This window comes from Sporolactobacillus caesalpiniae (genome assembly GCF_040513385.1).
GTDB lineage: Bacteria > Bacillota > Bacilli > Bacillales > Sporolactobacillaceae > Sporolactobacillus.
In genome coordinates this window covers 312,610-330,775 of record NZ_JBEVCB010000004.1, presented here as the reverse complement: position 1 = coordinate 330,775, position 18,166 = coordinate 312,610, and the positions used below count along the sequence as shown (strand labels likewise).

General features: G+C 46.1%; 19 protein-coding genes. 14 read left to right on the top strand and 5 right to left on the bottom strand.

The window, feature by feature from the left end:
* Positions 1-20 precede the first annotated feature (20 nt).
* From larD to ABWW58_RS09985, 10 genes are all read left to right on the top strand, one after another.
* A complete protein-coding gene (gene larD, locus ABWW58_RS10030) occupies positions 21-731 on the top strand; it encodes a D/L-lactic acid transporter LarD (RefSeq protein ID WP_353869085.1) in 711 nt (236 codons plus the stop codon).
* Between the two features lie 48 nt (positions 732-779).
* A complete protein-coding gene (gene larE / locus ABWW58_RS10025; protein ID WP_353869001.1) occupies positions 780-1,613 on the top strand; it encodes an ATP-dependent sacrificial sulfur transferase LarE in 834 nt (277 codons plus the stop codon).
* Between the two features lie 829 nt (positions 1,614-2,442).
* Positions 2,443-3,471: a HoxN/HupN/NixA family nickel/cobalt transporter gene (locus tag ABWW58_RS10020; RefSeq protein WP_445783425.1), complete on the top strand. Its 1,029-nt coding sequence runs from the start codon at positions 2,443-2,445 to the stop codon at positions 3,469-3,471.
* 189 nt (positions 3,472-3,660) lie between these two features.
* Positions 3,661-4,215, top strand: coding sequence for a biotin transporter BioY (locus ABWW58_RS10015; RefSeq protein WP_353868999.1), 555 nt, complete (start codon positions 3,661-3,663; stop codon positions 4,213-4,215).
* Positions 4,216-4,230: 15 nt separating this feature from the next.
* Entirely contained in the window at positions 4,231-5,220 is a 990-nt protein-coding gene (gene bioB, locus ABWW58_RS10010; RefSeq protein WP_353868998.1) for a biotin synthase BioB, read from the top strand.
* A 228-nt stretch (positions 5,221-5,448) separates the two neighbouring features.
* Entirely contained in the window at positions 5,449-6,624 is a 1,176-nt protein-coding gene (locus ABWW58_RS10005; RefSeq protein ID WP_353868997.1) for an MFS transporter, read from the top strand.
* A 4-nt stretch (positions 6,625-6,628) separates the two neighbouring features.
* Entirely contained in the window at positions 6,629-7,537 is a 909-nt protein-coding gene (locus tag ABWW58_RS10000; RefSeq protein ID WP_353868996.1) for a phosphotransferase, read from the top strand.
* An 85-nt stretch (positions 7,538-7,622) separates the two neighbouring features.
* Positions 7,623-8,021 carry a nuclease-related domain-containing protein gene (locus ABWW58_RS09995; RefSeq protein ID WP_353868995.1) on the top strand — a complete coding sequence of 133 codons (399 nt, stop codon included), beginning with the start codon at positions 7,623-7,625 and terminating at the stop codon, positions 8,019-8,021.
* Positions 7,963-8,715, top strand: coding sequence for a hypothetical protein (locus ABWW58_RS09990; RefSeq protein WP_353868994.1), 753 nt, complete (start codon positions 7,963-7,965; stop codon positions 8,713-8,715). The genes ABWW58_RS09995 and ABWW58_RS09990 overlap by 59 nt, the downstream gene beginning before the upstream one ends.
* Positions 8,712-9,131 carry an NUDIX hydrolase gene (locus ABWW58_RS09985; protein ID WP_353868993.1) on the top strand — a complete coding sequence of 140 codons (420 nt, stop codon included), beginning with the start codon at positions 8,712-8,714 and terminating at the stop codon, positions 9,129-9,131. The genes ABWW58_RS09990 and ABWW58_RS09985 overlap by 4 nt, the downstream gene beginning before the upstream one ends.
* Here ABWW58_RS09985 and ABWW58_RS09980 read toward each other — a convergent pair.
* On the bottom strand, positions 9,114-9,569 hold the full coding sequence (locus tag ABWW58_RS09980) for an NUDIX hydrolase (protein WP_353868992.1): 456 nt from the start codon (positions 9,567-9,569) through the stop codon (positions 9,114-9,116). The two genes, ABWW58_RS09985 and ABWW58_RS09980, sit on opposite strands and share 18 nt — an antisense overlap.
* A 71-nt stretch (positions 9,570-9,640) precedes the next feature.
* Between ABWW58_RS09980 and ABWW58_RS09975 the strand changes: the two genes are divergently transcribed.
* Positions 9,641-10,138: a GNAT family N-acetyltransferase gene (locus ABWW58_RS09975; RefSeq protein ID WP_353868991.1), complete on the top strand. Its 498-nt coding sequence runs from the start codon at positions 9,641-9,643 to the stop codon at positions 10,136-10,138.
* On the opposite strand, the gene ABWW58_RS09970 is transcribed toward ABWW58_RS09975, so the two are convergent.
* Entirely contained in the window at positions 10,135-10,698 is a 564-nt protein-coding gene (locus ABWW58_RS09970) for a hypothetical protein (protein ID WP_353868990.1), read from the bottom strand. The two genes, ABWW58_RS09975 and ABWW58_RS09970, sit on opposite strands and share 4 nt — an antisense overlap.
* 157 nt (positions 10,699-10,855) lie before the next feature.
* On the bottom strand, positions 10,856-11,083 hold the full coding sequence (tlp, locus tag ABWW58_RS09965; RefSeq protein WP_353868989.1) for a small acid-soluble spore protein Tlp: 228 nt from the start codon (positions 11,081-11,083) through the stop codon (positions 10,856-10,858).
* Between the two features lie 220 nt (positions 11,084-11,303).
* Between tlp and ABWW58_RS09960 the strand changes: the two genes are divergently transcribed.
* From ABWW58_RS09960 to ABWW58_RS09950, 3 genes are read left to right on the top strand one after another with little or no spacing between them, the layout of a single operon-like run.
* Entirely contained in the window at positions 11,304-12,203 is a 900-nt protein-coding gene (locus tag ABWW58_RS09960; protein ID WP_353868988.1) for an ABC transporter ATP-binding protein, read from the top strand.
* Positions 12,200-13,006, top strand: a complete 807-nt coding sequence (locus ABWW58_RS09955; RefSeq protein ID WP_353868987.1) for a DUF2705 family protein — start codon at positions 12,200-12,202, stop codon at positions 13,004-13,006. Before ABWW58_RS09960 ends, ABWW58_RS09955 begins: the two co-directional genes overlap by 4 nt.
* Positions 13,006-13,611: a TetR/AcrR family transcriptional regulator gene (locus tag ABWW58_RS09950; RefSeq protein WP_353868986.1), complete on the top strand. Its 606-nt coding sequence runs from the start codon at positions 13,006-13,008 to the stop codon at positions 13,609-13,611. The genes ABWW58_RS09955 and ABWW58_RS09950 overlap by 1 nt, the downstream gene beginning before the upstream one ends.
* 257 nt (positions 13,612-13,868) lie before the next feature.
* Here the strand turns inward: ABWW58_RS09950 and ABWW58_RS09945 are convergent, their stop codons facing one another.
* The gene (locus tag ABWW58_RS09945; RefSeq protein ID WP_353868985.1) at positions 13,869-14,864 is read right to left on the bottom strand and encodes a D-2-hydroxyacid dehydrogenase; all 996 of its coding nucleotides are present in this window, start codon (positions 14,862-14,864) and stop codon (positions 13,869-13,871) included.
* A gap of 441 nt (positions 14,865-15,305) precedes the next feature.
* Positions 15,306-17,921: a bifunctional acetaldehyde-CoA/alcohol dehydrogenase gene (gene adhE, locus ABWW58_RS09940; RefSeq protein WP_353868984.1), complete on the bottom strand. Its 2,616-nt coding sequence runs from the start codon at positions 17,919-17,921 to the stop codon at positions 15,306-15,308.
* Positions 17,922-18,166: the final 245 nt, after the last annotated feature.

The window sequence follows — 18,166 nt, the reverse complement described above, 5'->3', positions numbered from 1 at the left end:
GTTTGGAGGACAGGATTGTGATGCATCAACTCGTTGCAGAATTTTTAGGGACGGCATTAATGATTGTTTTTGGTGTTGGCGTACACTGCTGTGAGGTGCTGAATACATCAAAATATCAGAATTCCGGCCACATTTTCGCCATTACAACTTGGGGTTTCGGTATTACCATCTCTTTATTCATTTTCGGAGATGTCTGTATTAATCCTGCGATGGTTGTCGCTCAAGCCGTTCTTGGCAATATTCCATGGACAAGCGTCGTTCCATTAAGCCTTGCAGAAGTGCTCGGCGGTATTTTCGGTTCCATTGTTGTCTTTGTCGCTTATTATGATCAATTCAAGGCTTCTAAAGACATTGATCGGATTAAAATCCGCAACATCTTTTCGACCAATCCGAATGTGCGCTCTTTGCCGCGCAACTTTTTCGTCGAATTCATCGATACATTTATTTTTATTACGGCGATCCTGGCTATCGCGACAATTAAAACTCCGGGCATTGTACCGATTGGGGTCGGCCTGCTTGTGTGGGCCATCGGCATGGGCATGGGCGGACCGACAGGATTTGCCATGAACCTCGCACGCGACATGGGACCGCGTATTGCCCACGCCATTCTGCCGATTCCGGGCGGTAAAGCGGACAATGATTGGCAATACGGAATTATCGTTCCGGGCATTGCGCCGTTCTTAGGCGCTGCATGTGCCGCGCTTTTCGTCCGAGGTTTTCTCGGACTATGACCATGCTGTCATTAATACAAATAACATTAAAAAGGAAGGTAATTAGTCATGAGTACGTTAACTGAAAAAAAACAGGCGCTTGTTGATCAATTAAAAAAAATGAATCGTGTGGTTGTTGCGTTTTCCGGAGGCATTGACAGTACACTCGTTTTGAAAATGGCGCTGGATACGCTGGGCAAAGACAATGTGCTCGCCGTTGTTGCCAACTCCGAACTTTTTACGAATGAAGAGTTCGACAAAGCCGTTTCTTTGGCAAATGATCTTGGTGCTGTGGTTAAGGGAACTGAGCTCAATTATTTGTCTGAAGAACACATCAAGCACAACACACCGGACAGCTGGTACTACGCAAAGAAAGGCTTCTACGCGCGCATGAACGAGATCGCGGCGGCTGTTGGCTTTAAATTTGTACTGGACGGTATGATCAAGGATGACGAAAGCGACTTCCGCCCAGGTTTGCGTGCTCGGACAGAAGCCGGTGCACGAAGCGTTCTGCAGGAAACAGGTTTCTATAAAACCGATGTGCGCGCCCTGGCAAAATTGGTAGGTCTGAACAATTGGAACAAAGTTTCTTCATGCTCTGTTTCTTCTCGATTCCCTTATGGAACAACACTGACGCTGGAAAAAATCGAAAAAGTGATGAAGTCGGAAAAATATCTTCGCGACCTCGGTTTTCCGGTTGTCCGTGTCCGCGATCATGGGGAGATTGCCCGCGTTGAGGTTCCGTCAGAACGGTTAAACGACTTGCTTGAGTTGAACGATAAAGTCAGCAAAGCACTCACGGGCTTCGGCTTCCGTTACGTGACGCTTGATCTGAGCGGCTTCCGCAGCGGACGGATGAACGAAACCCTTTCAGCAGAAGAACGCAAGGCATTCGTTTCTTAAGTACAGGGTCATCAATGAGCGACTGAAGTTTTCGTTTGTCGGGAATGGAAGCGGAGGTGCGCGGTGCGCCCGCGGCAAGCGAGTAACCGAAGCGTTGATTCAGAACAATAAAGACACGAACCAATGCTATATATAATGAGGAATTTTCTCTTACTTTAAAGGAACTTTCGCTAAGTGGGCTTGCTTGTTTTTTTTACAAGTTAAGAAAGTACAGCGTTTTGCCTTGCCGGTACGACGATAAGGTCATAAGATTCGGGTGTGGGCGATCAGGTAAGCAAGCGCCCGATCTGAGAAATAAACGGAAAAATTCCGCTTAATTAGAAAATGCATGAAAAAATCGCTTAAATAGACGGAGAAATTCCGCTTATCGAATCGAAAAACGTGAAAATAGAGGGTTTTTCCGTGCATAAGCGGAAAAATTACCCTTATTTACCGGTGAAACAAGCGCCATGATGCATATAAGCGGAAAATCTCCGCTTATTTTATTCCGGCCGCGTTACTGAATTAAGTCCACCGCATCCTGCGGAAGTAAGGATCGGGCTTGCCCGGTTTTTCTAATTTGCAAGATAAGAAAGTTTATTATTTTGCACGTTTTCAAACCAATAAACCAGTGTCTTGTCCGAGAATCAAAGCGGAGGTACGAGACGCCTGCGGGAGCGTCTTTGTTGATCGCGTGCCAGCGAGACCCCGCAGATTTCTGCCTGTTTGAGGAGGCTCGCGGTGCGCCCGCGGCAAGCGAGTAACCGAAGCGACGATTCAGCACTGAAAAGACACAAAACCATCACACATGGCTGGAGATTAAGGACCGGGCTGTGCCCGGTCTTTCTAAATGCGAAAGAAAGGAAGAACTAAAGTGTTGAAAAAGTGTTTCCCCTATTATACGGGCTCATTCATTTTGCACGCGATCGGCATAAGTCTGCTTCTTCTCGCAGCAAAAAACAACCCGGTCATGCTCGGGCTCGGACTCGTCGCTTATACGCTCGGTCTTCGTCATGCCTTTGATGCGGATCACATCGCAGCGATTGATAACGTTGTGCGGAAACTGACGCAGCAAAAGAAGAACCCAATGGGTGTCGGTTTTTATTTCTCGCTCGGTCATTCGTCAGTTGTTCTGCTCATGGCTGTCGGTTTAGCCTTGTCGGTGCGCTGGGCGCAGCATCACCTGCCGCTGTTTGAACATGTTGGCGGCTTCATTGGTGCCACTGTCTCCGGAAGTTTTTTGATTGTGATCGCAGTCATTAATTTGTTTATTGTAGTTGATTTGCAGAAAGTGTTTCGCCGACTAAAGAAGCACGAATTTGATCAGGAACAATTTGAGCAGCTGCTCGAATCGCGCGGCTTTTTATCACGAACATTTAAACCGCTTTTTGCGTTTATCAACCAAAGCTGGCATGTGTTTCCGCTCGGCTTCCTATTTGGCCTCGGTTTTGATACAGCAACAGAAATCAGTCTGCTTGCGCTTTCCGCAGAATCCGCGCGCACGCATATGTCTTTTGCTGCCATACTTGCTCTGCCGCTTCTTTTCGCAGCCGGCATGAATGTCATGGACACAACCGATTCGGTCATGATGACGCGCGCGTACCGCTGGGCGCTCGATACACCTGTTCGAAAAGTTTATTACAATCTTACTGTCACTACCGTCTCTGTAATGGCGGCATTGATGATCGGTGTTGTTGAGCTGGCTCAAGTTGCAGGCGAACTTTTTCAGCTTAAAGGAAGTTTTTGGAATTGGGTGCAGCGGATCGATTTAAACTGGATGGGTTATGGTTTAATCATCCTTTTTATTACGGTATGGGCTGTCGCTTATCTCATCTGGAAGTTCTTGCGCATTGATCAGCGATGGAGTAAGGCAATTTAATTATGATTGGGTTTCTGCACCCCATTCGGGTGTTGTTTCTCCTTAGAACAAAAAAGATGTCTCAAAAGTCTAATCGACGATGAGGCGTCTTTTTTTTGTGTATTATTGTTAACCTAAATTAAAAATAGGTTGACATATAATGAATGTAAACCTAAAATTATTTTGGTTAACAAATAAGGAGGCCTCATTTTGAAAACGCGATCGATTACGTTAGTTTCGCTATTCGTTGCAGTGATGATTGCCTTTGGCGCCTTGCCAACGGTCGTCATTCCGTTTATTCCTGTTCCTTTTACGTTCCAAATGCTCGGTGTCATGCTGGTCGGAAGTATTCTCGGCGCAAGAAAAGGGCTTGTCGCGATGCTCGTATTTAGTGCACTGGCGGCGGCAGGGGTTCCGGTCTTGTCCGGATATCGCGGCGGTTTGGGAGTCCTGCTCGGACCGACCGGCGGCTACGTTCTGGCATGGCCGCTTGCAGCATTTGTTATTGGTCTCATTACTGATTACATAAAGACAAAGAAATGGACGGTTGTCTGGTATTATGTTGCGATCTTAGCAGGTATTCTAGTCATTTACCTCATTGGTATCCCTTGGTTTGCTTTTTATAATCATTTGCCGCTTCTTAGCGTGGCAGAAGGCAACCTGCCGTTGTTTCTGCTTGACCTTGTAAAAGCCGGGGTGGCTGCAGTTGTTGCTAGCCAATTAAAGCAAAGACTGTCATTTTTGAGAAAATCCGAAGCGATATAAAGGATGGTGTATTTTTTGAAATGGTATGAGCTAGCGCAGCGTGTGCGTGACGGCTACGCATGTACGCGGAGCGATGCGCAGGAGATGCTGTCGGTTGCAGATGATGAGACGCTTGATCTTGTCTGCGGGGCGTATCAATTGCGCAAGCATTATTATGGAACCGCCATGAAATTGAATCTGATTATTAACGCAAAAAGTGGCCGCTGTGCTGAGAATTGCGCGTATTGTTCTCAATCAATCTACGCGGAAACATCGGTCGATGCCTATCCATTAGTGAGCGAAGATGTGATCGTGCAAGGGGCAAGACAAGCTTATGAAAATCAGATCGGAACCTACTGCATTGTGATGAGCGGACGCAAGGCAGCACCTCGAGAAATACGTGCTGTCTGCTCGGCAGTGAAAAAGATCAAAAAAGAAATGCCGATTAAAATCTGCGCGTGTCTCGGTTTGATTAATGAGGAACAGGCCAAGGATTTAAAGGCAGCGGGTGTGGATCGCTTCAATCATAATCTGAATACGAGCGTCTCTCATTATGACCGGATTGCGACGACACATCATTATCAGGATCGTGTCGATACGATTGAAGCGGTAAAACGAGCAAAAATTTCCCCATGTTCCGGAGTGATTTGCGGGATGGGCGAAACCAATGAAGACATCATTGACATGGCGTTTGCTTTAAAGGAACTGGACGCCGATTCAATCCCAATCAACTTTTTAAATCCGATTCCCGGTACGAAGCTTGAAGCTATGCATGAACTGACTCCGAATCGATGCTTGAAGATATTAGCACTTTTCCGATTCATTAATCCTACAAAGGAAATTCGTATCGCCGGCGGCCGTGAAGTGAATTTGCGATCCTTGCAAAATCTTGGCCTGTATATCGCCAATTCGATCTTCATCGGCGACTACTTGACAACAAAGGGCCAGAATAAATCGGAAGATTATCAACTAATTAAAGATCTCGGTTTTTCTATTGAAACAAAAGCAGTCGAAATGAATACGTAACCATCATGGCTACGAAAGAGGACAATCGTTAAAAAAAGGTTGGTCATGGGTATTTTCCTCTTTTTATGATGAGTCACCGGTTTGTTTTTTCCAATAACAGAATAAATTTCGAACGTTTAAAGCAGGATCTCCCTATGCCGGGCGGTCCTTTTTTGATACGATGAGTAGGTTGGTTTTAATTGAAGCGCAGCCTTCTTAGGCATCGTGTGGATCGGATGGATGATAGTGTTGAGTCGAACGATTAGCCATAATGTGCGTTACAATTACATCTATAATTTTTGTTCCTTTTTTGGTGTGACGGCGCTTTGGGTGCTCTATTTGACGCATCGCGGGATGTCGCTGGTTGAGGTTGGGCTGCTCGAGAGCATTTTTCATATCAGCAGTTTCATTTTCGAGGTGCCGAGTGGGGCACTGGCCGATCGACTGAACTATCGGGCCGTGCTGATTATCGGACGGATTTGCGCCATGATCAGCAGTTTCATCTTGATTTTTTCACATGATTTTCTATGGTTTGCAGTCGGTTTTGTCATTTCAGCATGGTCCTATAATTTGAATTCCGGCACAATTGATGCGTTGGTCTATGAATCATTGCGCGATCTGAATATGGAAAAGAAGTTCATCAGAGTCTCGGCGAACAGTAACGCAATCTATGAATTTGCGGATACATTGGGCATTTTTGTTGCCGGTTGGTTCGTCAATGTCTACTTTGAAGGTGTGTACTGGATTCAAATCGTGATTTCACTTTTTGCCATTCTCTCTGTACTTATGATGGTCGAGCCGAAAAAGATAGAACGAAAATCAGATAAGGCGGTCGGCTATTTTTCGATTTTGAAAAATGCCGCTGTTTTTCTTAAAAAAAATGCGCAGTTGCGGTTCCTCATGTTCTTTTTTGCTCTGTTCCAAGGAATTGCCGCAACGTATTATTTTTATTTCCAATCGCTCATGGATCGATACGGTTTCAAGGGCATGCAAATCAGCTTGTTAATGGTGGTATCGGCTGTATTCCAGATTATCGGTGCGAAAATATCGCCGCAAATCGAAAAAAGAGCTGGTCAAGTCAAATTGATTAAGGGCTTTTCTGTTTTACTGTGCGCGCTGCTCATCCTTTCGTTTGTGAATCAACTCGTAATGCTGGTCATGTGCTTCATTGCCATGAATACGCTTGTGTCGGTCAGTCAGCCGATTTTCAGCAACTATTTTAATGAGCTCATTCCCTCATCAAGCCGCGCGACTTTACTCAGTGTTTCCAGTATGATGTTCAGTGTAACGATGATCGTCCTGTTTCCATTGACCGGATGGATGATCGAGAAGTTGAGTTTTACCTTGAGCTTTGCCATGATGGGCGGCCTGTTCGCTGTATTTTTGACTGTGCTGCTCGGAGCTATGAGGAAAAAGGGGAGGTGATCTAATGGTGAATAGTTGGGATCCGGAGCGGGTGGTTTCTAAGGAAGCGGCACGGCAGTTAATTGAACGGCAGTTCCCTGAGCTCGCTCCGGCAACGATCTCTCCGCTCGGAACCGGTTATGATAATACGGTTTATTTGGTGAATGAACGGTATGTGTTTCGTTTCCCGCGCAGGCAGATCGCGGTCGATCTGCTCTGTACGGAGGGAAGGTTACTCCCGAGGATTGCGGATCGTTTGCCGCTTCCGATTTCCATACCGTTGTTCTTTGGTTCACCGGCTGCTACTTATCCATGGCCGTTTCTCGGTTATGAGCTGGTTCGCGGGCAGCTGCCGGTCACGCTGACGCGTGAAGAACGTACGCGTTCGATCGCGGATTTGGCGTGCTTTTTGCGTGCGCTGCATGATTTTTCTGCTGACGAGGCTGCCGGACTTGGTGTTCCTGGTGATGTGCTCGGGCGGTTGGCTATTGGAAAACGTAAAATGGCGCTGCTTGACCGCGTGAATCAGATGGAGACGCTAGATTTGTATTCATCAGCGCATGTGTTGCGGCAGTACGTTGTGGAGACAGGTCCGATTCCTATATCGGAGAAAAGGTGCCTGGTACACGGGGATTTGCATATTCGAAATATTGTTAGTGATCAGCGCCATAAGGTGAGCGGAGTGATCGACTGGGGTGATGTTCATATCGGTGATCCTGCTGTTGATTTATCGATTGTGTACAGCTTTTTGCCGAGCAGTGCACGCGCCGAATTTTTCTCAGTCTATGGTGAAGTGAGTGATGCAACGAAAGCCTTGGCAAAATGGAAGGCGGTCTTCACAACGGTTTCGCTGCTGCTGTATGGGCATGATCAGCAGAATGCGGATATTGTCGAGGGATGCAGGCAGAGTCTGGATTTGATTTTGGAGGAATGACCGGCGTTCATGGAATTGTCGGATTTAAATAGAGGAATCGCAGATTTTGACGCTGAACTTTTTACTATGAAAGTGAGGCGATGAATTGTTCATCAAACCCATCCAAATCCCCTACCACATCCGCCAGTATGAGGCGCTGACCCACCGATTGAAGGCGGACAGCACGTGCGACTATGTGCTGTCGCAGTACAAAAGACTAATGGCCGGTTATCGCGGCGAGCAGTCTTTGGACTTTGCCCTCAGCTATCTCTCCGGCAAAGATTTCCGTATTTTCCACAATCTCCGTTTGTACGATCATGTGCATTATTTTCAAATTGATTTTCTTGTGCTTTGTGACCGCTACGCATTGATTCTCGAAGTGAAAAACATTCTTGGTAAGTTGACTTTTGACACGGAGATGCGTCAGCTGATTCGTGAGTTGGACGATGACATTGATTACCCAAGCAGAGTACTTAACAGGTTCGCTGCATCAATGGTTGGATGAACGCGGTCTGTCATTGCCGATCATTAATCGTGTGGTGGTCGCTTCTGCTGCGCAGATTCAGGTAACGAATTTAAAAAGTGATCGGATCAAAAAAATTGTCCGTCGGGCGAATCTCAAAGCTGAATTGTTTACTATTGATAAGCAATTCAGCAAAGCGCACCTTTCGACAGATACGCTGAACAAAGTATCGGCTGCGCTGCTCGAGGCGCATCAACCGTTAATTATCCAACCGTTTCGATCATTGATCAAACCTGAAGCAATCATAAAAGGTGTGCGCTGCCCCGATTGCGGTGCAATGCCAATGAGAAAAGTGAAGCAGCACTGGCACTGTGCAGGCTGTGATCATCTGTCGAAAACGGCACATTTATTGGCGTTGCTTGATTACCGCCTCATCCACGGCCCGGCAATAACAAACAAACAATGCAGGGATTTTTTGATGATGAAGTCTGAATTTGCCGCGAGAAGGCTGTTGCACGCACAGTCCAGTCATTTCCATGGAGAAAAGAAGTCGCGCGTCTATTATTTATCCTCAGGGTTAGAGGACAAATTAATGAAACGCTTGATAAAAAACACAAAACGCTCGATAAAAAATTCAAAATGCTCGATAAGGAGGAATTCTGCATGTCCCAGCAACAAAACAGCTATCACACGGCGTTCGGCTGCTACGGCATCGCCGAATGCGAAAACAAAATGATGGTCATCGACAAAACCGGCGGCCCGTATATCCATTGCTATGATCTGCCGGGCGGGAGTCAGGAAGCCGGCGAGTCGCTGCTCGAAACACTTCGCAGAGAATTTAATGAGGAAACCGGCATGACGGTTTCCGACTGCATTCAAATTGGGGCCTTTGACTTTTTTCTGCCGTGGAACTGGAAGCAGTTCACTCATGTGCATCATGTCGCGGTTTTCTACCAAATCACACAGCTCACCGGCAACTTTGAGCAACCGGTTGCGTTCGATGGGCAGGATTCTGCAGGCGCGCATTGGGTGGATCGCGACGCGCTCAACGTGGACAACGCATCTCCCTTAGTCCTGAAGGCCGCCGAGTGGCTGAGCGCGAATAAGCAGTCGAATGAAGCAACCGTTTATAAATCATGGAAGGTGCTTTGATCGCGCCAGGGCCTCTCGCACTGCCCAGGCCTGGTGCTCATGGAATAGAAGCGGCGAACATTCGCGCACATCAACCCATTCCAAAAAATTGTCAGGTTCAGTCGGCTGCTGTACTTGCTCACCAAGCTCTGCAGTATAAAAATAACCGTCGCTGACCATTGGCCGAACAGCAGGCAGCGTTGACAGAAAATAACGTTTTGCATGGCAAAGATAGCGAATTCCATCGATGGTACAGCCTGTTTCCTCAAGCAACTCGCGCTTCAGGCACTGCGCATCTGATTCGCCGATCTCAATACCTCCGCCGGGGAGAAAATACTGAATGCTGTGTGCACGGATCAAGGCAACTTTTGAAAAGTCATTCATTTTGAAGATAACCGCATACGCGCTTTTTCTCACCGTATAGTGGACACCGCTTTTTACCACACCAAAAACACGCATCGTTACTCGCCTCTATAAAATTCAAGAATAAGCCCATAATAACATAGAGAATAAGTTGTGGAGGGTTTGCCGTGGTCATTTTTAGATCATTAACCGCTGAAGACGCAGAGCAGTACCGAACATTGAGAATCGAAGCATTGACAAACAACCCTGAGGCCTATGCGTCTGATTTGGAAACCGAGAAGCACCGGACCATGGATCAGATTCGCAAACATCTGTCTGACGCCGATGTAGTGACCGTGGGAGGGTTCGATGGCGAGCGACTGATCGCCATTGCATCGTTGCATCGGGAAACCTTACCGAAAATGGCGCACCGTGCGACGTTTACCAGCGTTTATGTAGCGCCCGAATACCGAGGACAGCGCATCGCTCGGAGGATCATGGAATACGTGATTGACGATGTGAAAAAAGAAGGCGTTGCCAAACTCTATTTGTTTGTCGTCACAACTAATGAAAGTGCCATTCGCGCCTACAAAAAATTCGGATTTAAAATCTACGGTGAGGATCATGACGCGATGAAGGAAGACGACGGATTCGTGGACGAATACCTCATGGTGAAGTATATTTAGGCCCATTGAGCGGCCGCTGCCGAATCGTCTAGGTCAGCATTAGATGACAAATACTGCGCAAGTGTTCCAGAATAGAGGATCTCCGCCTCATTCAGTTCAAGAAAATCACAGGGCTTGATAAAACAGGCGGGCTTGCTGAAAAAGTACGCACCGCTTTTTTCCAGCAGCGTTGAGACAAACTGCGAGCAAAAATAGGCGTTTCGTCCGCCTATCCTGTGGTGAAGCATGATACCGATAATTCCCTTAAAATTATAATGATAGCAGTCGCCGTAATCTTGAAAATAAGCGAGCAGAATACGTGCCCGGTAATAGGCTTTCTGAGTCATTGGAAGACGCAGAATACTGATTTGTGTTTCTTGGTCCATAGTGGCGAACTGTTCCTCAATAAATCCGCCGTTAAGAAAATTCAACTTGCTTTTCCGACCGAAACTGTAGGCGGTCATTGGCGAATCAAGAGAAATGGCCGCGTGAGAATAGACATCACCGGTCCAGAGCCGGACGAGTTGTGCCGGTAGTGTTTTTGAATGAGTAAGTAAGATATAAGCGTACATGACTGGCATTCCTTTCAATCCGTGTACGTATACTTTACCGTGCGGGCGGGTCTTCGGGAATATGCCTCAGTCATATTTTCAGCTAAGACTTAAGGTCAATAGCTAATGATGTCACATTTGGTCGCATTTAAAATACCGACCGGCAGAACCGATCGGTATCCATTGATTAGTGGGTCTTGCTAAAGGCGGATTCATCTTTTATTTCTTCGCGCAGCCCTTTCACACTTTCATCGCGACGCTGGTTCTTTTCATGCAGCTGGCGCTTCTCGTCCTCGTTCAGTTCATCACCGTGCGCTTTTAAATAGTCATTAGTCTCGTTTATGTTTTGCAGTGTGCTGCCGATGTTGCGGCTGATTTTCTCCCAATTGTCGGTACGGTCATCCGGTTTTGCCATTGTTCTCCCCCCTCTCCGTCCTTATTATGTAACTGATAAGTATGTCGATACATACCAAACCTGACCAGTATCTTTGGCAGTACAGAGAATTATTATCATAAAATTGTCCGTCTGTTCAGCTAAGAAAAAAACGCAAACAAATTATTGACCACTTGGTCAATGCGTGCTATAGTGTCATTGACCGAGTGGTCAACGCACTATTTAAAGGAGGTTCACTGAGATGCCGGTTATTGAATTGAGTCATATCAGTAAACGTTTTGGCAAGTTTGTTGCTGTAAATGATCTTTCTTTTTCTGTTGAACAAGGCGAATTTTTCGGATTTATCGGTCCGAACGGAGCAGGCAAGTCGACAACGATGAATATGATGCTGAATTTTATTAAACGAAGCGGCGGGGAGATCTCGCTTCTTGGAAAAAGCGTTCCGCAGCATGATCTTGATGTAAAGAAAAGGATCGGATATGTACCGAGTGATGTGCGTTTTTATCCGCAGCTGCGTGTTCAGGACCTGATCCGCTACACCTTGGATTTTCATCATATGGAAGGTAATCAGGCAGAGATTGACCGCTATTTTGAGTTGTTTCAAATTGACCGTAAGAAAAGATTCGGTGATCTGTCTTTAGGAAATAAGAAAAAGATCGCGTTGGTTTGCGCGCTTATTCACCATCCGGAGTTAATTATTATGGATGAACCAACGAATGGGCTTGATCCGCTGATGCATGCTCGGCTGTTCCGAGTGCTAAAAGAAAAGCAGGAGCAAGGCGCAACCATCTTCCTCTCCAGTCACAACTTGAAGGAAGTCGAGGATTATTGTTCAAAGGTCGCGTTTATTCGCAGCGGTCAGCTGGTCGGTGTTGAAGACTTGTCTCAGGTCAATAAAAAAACGAAGATCGTGACCTTGAAAGGAAGCAAGCTCCCACTCGACGAAATGAAGGCGATTGGTGCGACCTGCACCAAAAAAGAGGAACACGAAGCGCGTTTTCTTTATGAGGGCGGTCTTCCGCAGCTCTTTTCAACCTTGTCAAATCTGTCAACGGATCTTGAAGATGTGACTGTTGCAAACCGCGATTTGGAAGAACAGTTCATGTCTATGTATGAACGTCAGGAGGGAGAACGGCTATGACCTTATTCAGACTAGAATGCAGAACGCATATAAAAACACTAGTGATTTGGATTGTTGTTGTTGGTGTGCTGACTCTTGGTCTCGTGTCATTATTTCCTGCAATGAAGGACATGGGGCTGCAGCAAATGGATTTGAAGTCAATGCCGAAAGATATGTTGAAAGCATTCAATTTATCGGACATGGCGGCCTTGGCGACAATCAAAGGCTACTTTGGTTATGAATATCAGTATATCGTGATTGCCACCGGCATTTTCGCGGCGATGCTCGGAACAAATGCGCTCGCCAGAGAAGAGGCGGAAGGAACAATCGGCTATCTCTATGCTCAGCCGATTACGCGTCTTTCCATCGTTGGATCGAAAATGCTCGCAAACAGTTTGCTTTATACAGTATACTGGGCAGTATCAATGGCAATTGCTTTTTTGGGATGTATTCTCTTCAAGGAGTCGGGAGCATCCGTTCATGGGCTTTTTAAGAGCTTTGCGCAATTAGCTTTCTCCGGATGGGTAATGGGTCTAACTTTTCTTGTATTCGGCTTTCTTTTATCGGCGTTCCTGTCCACAAATAAGTCTGCGACGTCGTTGTCTCTTGGTGTTGTCTTTCTCACCTTTATACTTGGTGTTGTGGGTAAGATGAATGATGATTTTCAGGCACTTGTCTTCTTCTCGCCGGTTGATACAGCACTTCCGAGCACTGTCTTCAAGAATGGAATTGAATGGAACTACATCGTGACCGACCTGATTGTGATCATGGTTTCCTGCCTGCTTACGTTTTGGATTTATAAGAGGAAGGATTTGAAAGTGTAATGGATGAACCGAAAGAAAAGGCAATTTTGGACGCGGCGATTCATGAGTTTGCGGTGAAAGGATTTGAACGGGCATCGACCAATCAAATCGCAAAATCATCAGGCGTTTCAAAAGGGCTGATCTTTCATTACTTTGATTCAAAAGAGAAACTTTTTGAAAAAAGTGTGGATTATGCAGTACGTTTTATGATGAAAGAACTTGACTATGAGAACTGGAAATTATCCTCTGATATGCTTGCGGATATGCGGAAAATATGTGAGATGGAAGTTCGCGTCTACAAAAAATATCCTGATATTTATCAGTTTATCACCAATGCATTTGCTCAGCCTCCGGAACGACTGAGGGATAAAATGATCAGTCTATATAATGAATTGAACGCAATGACTCCGGATTTCGTTGGGGAAACGATTGAGCGACTTGATTTGAAGGACGACGTGGACGCTGGTCTTTTAAAAGAGGTACTGCTCTGTCTTTTTAGCGATTACAGCAATCGGACGATGGCTTATTTAAAGAAATATCCGAATTCGAGTATTGACGATCTTAAGCCGTTGATAGAGCGGTTGTTTGCGATGATGGAAATGACTCTGCGCGGTTTAATTAGGTGAGCTGTGATTGAAAAAGGAAAAGTAAGGGGCGGAAGCGGGACAGAATGATCGTGCGAGTCGGCACGGTTACAGTCCCGCTTCTTTTACTTTTCACTTGAGGCGTTGAACATCTAATGAAGTGTTTAAGGCATCCTCACGCAGAAGATCGATACAATCCAGTACATATTATAACGGCGAATTGATCAGCTACACAATGCAAAAATGGGATCGTTTTGCGAACAAACGGTCCCATTGCGTCATAGTATTCTGTGCTTATTTTATCGATTGCGCACACAGTTCTTGCTTGTGCCGGTTTCCAGAACGTCGACAACGCAGTCAAGCGCGCCTTCAACAATGTTTTGAACCGCTGTTTCTGTGAAAAATCCAACATGCGGTGTCAGCAGAACCTGATCCATTGCGATCAATTTGGACAAAAGCGGATCATCGAGCGATTGCTCACTCAGATTTTTATTGATCATCGTTTCGTTTTCAAAAGTGTCGAGCGCGGCACCAGCAATTTCGCCATTGTCGAGCGCTTCGATTAAATCTACAGTGTTAATGAGTGCGCCACGCGCAATATTGATCAGGAAAGCACTATTTTTCATGAGGCGTAATGTCTGTTTATTAATCATATGATATGTTGAATCAAAGAGCGGCGTGTGAAGGGAAACAATGTCAGCTTCCTTCAGCACGGCCTCCAGCGATGGGCGGTACTCAAGAATCGACTTGACCCGGTCGTTCGGGTACTGATCGAATCCAATAACCGTTGCGCCAAGACCTTTGAAAAGCTCGGCGGCGGTTGCTCCGATGCGTCCGGTCCCTATGATGCCAACGGTTAACGAACGAATTTCTTTCGAAAGCAGTCCACCCCAGCTAAAGTCTTTTGCTGCGACTCGTTTTTGAAATTGGGGTATATGGCGAACAAGCTGCATTGCTTGTGTGACCGCCAGTTCGGCAACGGCGTAAGGTGAATAGGCGGGTACATTAGTGACAATTAAATCATTTTTTTCTGCTTCATTCAGGTCAATCATGTCATAACCGGCGGTGCGTGTTGCGATCTGCTTGATTCCATAGCTTTTCAGCTGTGCGTAGAGGTTCGGTCCGCCGAGCGCGGTCGGTTGTTGAATACAGATGCCGTCAAACTGTTCGGATTGGGCAACGGTTTGTTCAGAGAGAAAGTCAGAAGTTGTCGTTAATTCAGCTTGATTTTTTTCAGCCCAAAGTTTAATTATTTCGTGTTCGTGGGGCTGCACGCCATACGTCAAAATTTTCATGCGTTGTATTCCTCCCTTAGCGTTTACCTAAATCTTGGTACGTTATGATCTTCACCAATAAGCTCAGTTCGTGTGCTTGATTTCACAACCAGTTTAAACAATTTGAAAAAATATGTAAACGATACCAGTTTAAAGCATAACCGCTGTTTCGTAATGAAGCACCGATGTTATGACGTTAAAAATGTATTAGAAAACAAGGCTTCACCTAGCCTTTGGAGAGGGCGAAACAGCTGTCGCGACGGCCACGGACATCCAAGGCCCGGTGAGCGACAGGACGCGCTGTCACAAGAAGTGATGACTTTCGCATTGCAGGATATATGTACTTATTGCCGAGTTGCTGCTTATGTTAGTTTCCGCTAATCTTTTAAGATTTACTATTTTTTTGCAAACAAAAAAACGTCTGCTTCAAATGAAGAGCAGGCGTTTTAAAAGTAATGACGATCAAATTCCCTTAAAAGCTTCGCGATAGATGTCCGCGAGTTCGGATACAAGCGGCATCTTTGGGTTGGCGGTCGTGCATTGATCGCCAAACGCGCGGTCAGACAATTTGTCGAGTGCTTTCTCGAAATCAACTTTGCTGACCCCATTCGCTTCGATGCTCATTGGCATGTTCAGTTCTTGAGTCAGCTTTTTAATCGCCTGAACGAGGTTCTCGACGCTTTCCTCAGTTGTCTTGCCGCCAACGCCGATAATTTGCGCAATTTCCGCATAGCGTTCATCGGCGATAAAGTGTTTGTATTTCGGGAATGCTGTGAATTTCGTCGGTTTCAGCGCGTTGTAACGGATCACATGCGGCAAAAGGATTGCGCAGCAGCGGCCGTGTGCAAGGTGGAATTCGTTGCCCAACTTGTGTGCGAGACTATGATTGATGCCTAGGAACGCGTTGGAGAATGCCATGCCGGCAATTGTCGACGCGTTGTGCATTTTCTCTTTCGCTAATTTGTCGCTGCTGTCTTTATACGATCTCGGCAAGAACTTGAAAACAAGCTGGATCGCTTTGATGCACAGTCCGTCGGTATAATCATTTGCCATGTTCGAGACATACGCTTCAATGGCGTGTGTGAGCACATCCATTCCCGAGTCGGCGAGTACGCGTTGCGGAACCGTCATAACAAATTCCGGATCAATGATCGCGACATTTGGCGTCAGTGCGTAATCGGCGAGCGGATATTTCATGTCATTCTCTTTGTCTGTAATAACGGAGAACGAGGTCACTTCCGATCCCGTACCCGATGTCGTTGGAATCGCGACGAATTTTGCCTTCTTACCTAAGTCCGGAAATTTGAACACACGCTTCCGGATATCCAAGAACTTCTGCTTGAGTCCGAAGAAGTCGGTTTCAGGGCTTTCGTAGAACAGCCACATACCTTTAGCAGCGTCCATCGCCGAACCGCCGCCAAGCGCGATGATCACATCGGGTTTAAAGCTGCGCATCATTTCCGTACCCTTTATAACCGTTGTAACCGACGGATCAGGTTCAACATCTGAGAAGACTTCAACGTGAACTGGTTCTCTGCGTTGTCTCAGAAAGTGCAGTACCCGGTCGACATAACCGAATTTCACCATTCCGGGATCTGCAACGATGAACGCGCGTGAAATATCAGGCATAACCGACAGATATTTTGTCGCGTTTTTTTCAAAATAGATCTTTGGTGGAACCTTGAACCACTGCATGTTGTTGCGACGATTGGCCATTGTTTTAATATTGATCAGATTCGCGGTACCCACGTTTGTTGAAACCGAGTTGCCGCCGTATGTGCCGCATCCCAAAGTAAGCGAAGGGATAAAATGATTGTAGATATCGCCGATCCCGCCTAGTGATGACGGCGCGTTGACGATCAATCGTCCAGCCTTCATCTTCATTGCGAACGCATCGATCACCTTTTGATCAGTTGAGTGAATAACCGCTGAGTGGCCGATTCCGCCGAATTCCAGCATTTCTTCGCAGAGCCGGAGTCCTTCATCAGTGGTTTTTGCTTTAAAGCAAGCGAGCACAGGACTCAGTTTTTCGCGCGAAAGCGGAGACTCGGGTCCGACGGTGCTCAATTCCGCAATGATGACTTTCGTATCATCCGGAACGGTAACTCCGGCAAGCCCTGCGATAAAGGTGGCAGATTTCCCGACAATCTGCGGATTTACGGCGCAGCGGCGTTCATCAATGACGAGTTTTTCAACCTTTTTCTTTTCCTCGCTGTTCAAAAAGTAGCATTTGTTCGCAATCATTTCCTGTTTAACAGCTTCATAGATTGCCGCGTCAACGATGACTGCCTGCTCCGAAGCGCAAATCATGCCGTGATCAAAAGTTTTGGAAAGAATCAAGTCATTTACTGCTTGCTTAATGTCGGCAGTTTTTTCAACGTATGCCGGCACATTTCCTGGTCCAACGCCGATTGCCGGTTTGCCGGAACTGTAGGCCGATTTCACCATACCAGAGCCTCCGGTTGCGAGAATGAGTGAGACACCTGGGTGATGCATTAGCGCTTGGGTCGCATCAAGTGACGGCGCTTCAATCCACTGAATACAATTCTTTGGAGCTCCTGCAAGAATTGCTGCGTCACGGACAATCCGAGCAGCCTCGCTGCTGCATTTTTGCGCGGACGGGTGAAAAGCGAAGATTATCGGATTTTTTGTCTTAATGGAGATCAGCGATTTGAATAGGGTTGTCGAGGTCGGATTTGTAACCGGAGTGACACCCGCGATCACACCAACCGGTTCTGCGATCTGCACAATTTCGTCATATGGATCCTCATTAATGATGCCGACCGTCTTGTTCTCTTTAATCGAGTTATAGATATATTCGGTTGCAAAAATATTCTTGATCATTTTATCTTCATAAACACCGCGTTTGGTTTCCTCGACAGCCATTTTTGCCAGCTCCATATGTTTGTCAAGCCCGGCCAGCGCCATTTGTTTCACGATCTCATCAATTTGGGATTGATCCAGTGGCCTAAAGTCATCCAGTGCGGTCTTTGCATTCGTCACTAATTGGTCAATAGTTTTTTCCAGAGTTTCTTTCTTTGAGTCTTTTGGATTTAATGCTTGTTCTTCAATAGCCATATGATTTGCCTCCTTTAGGTATAAACCATGACATTGTGAAAACTTTCACATGTATAATTTACTTTAAAATGATTTGATTGGCAACGCCGATGATAACGCTGTCACAAAGTTGAAACTTGATTATGTCTAATTTGTGGCGATCAGATAAATGAGGTTTTATGCGAGTATAAAGTGGGTTGAATCTTTGCGGAGCGACTGGTATATCGCTTTCAAGAGAAGACATATGGCGTGGCGAAAACTTGTCC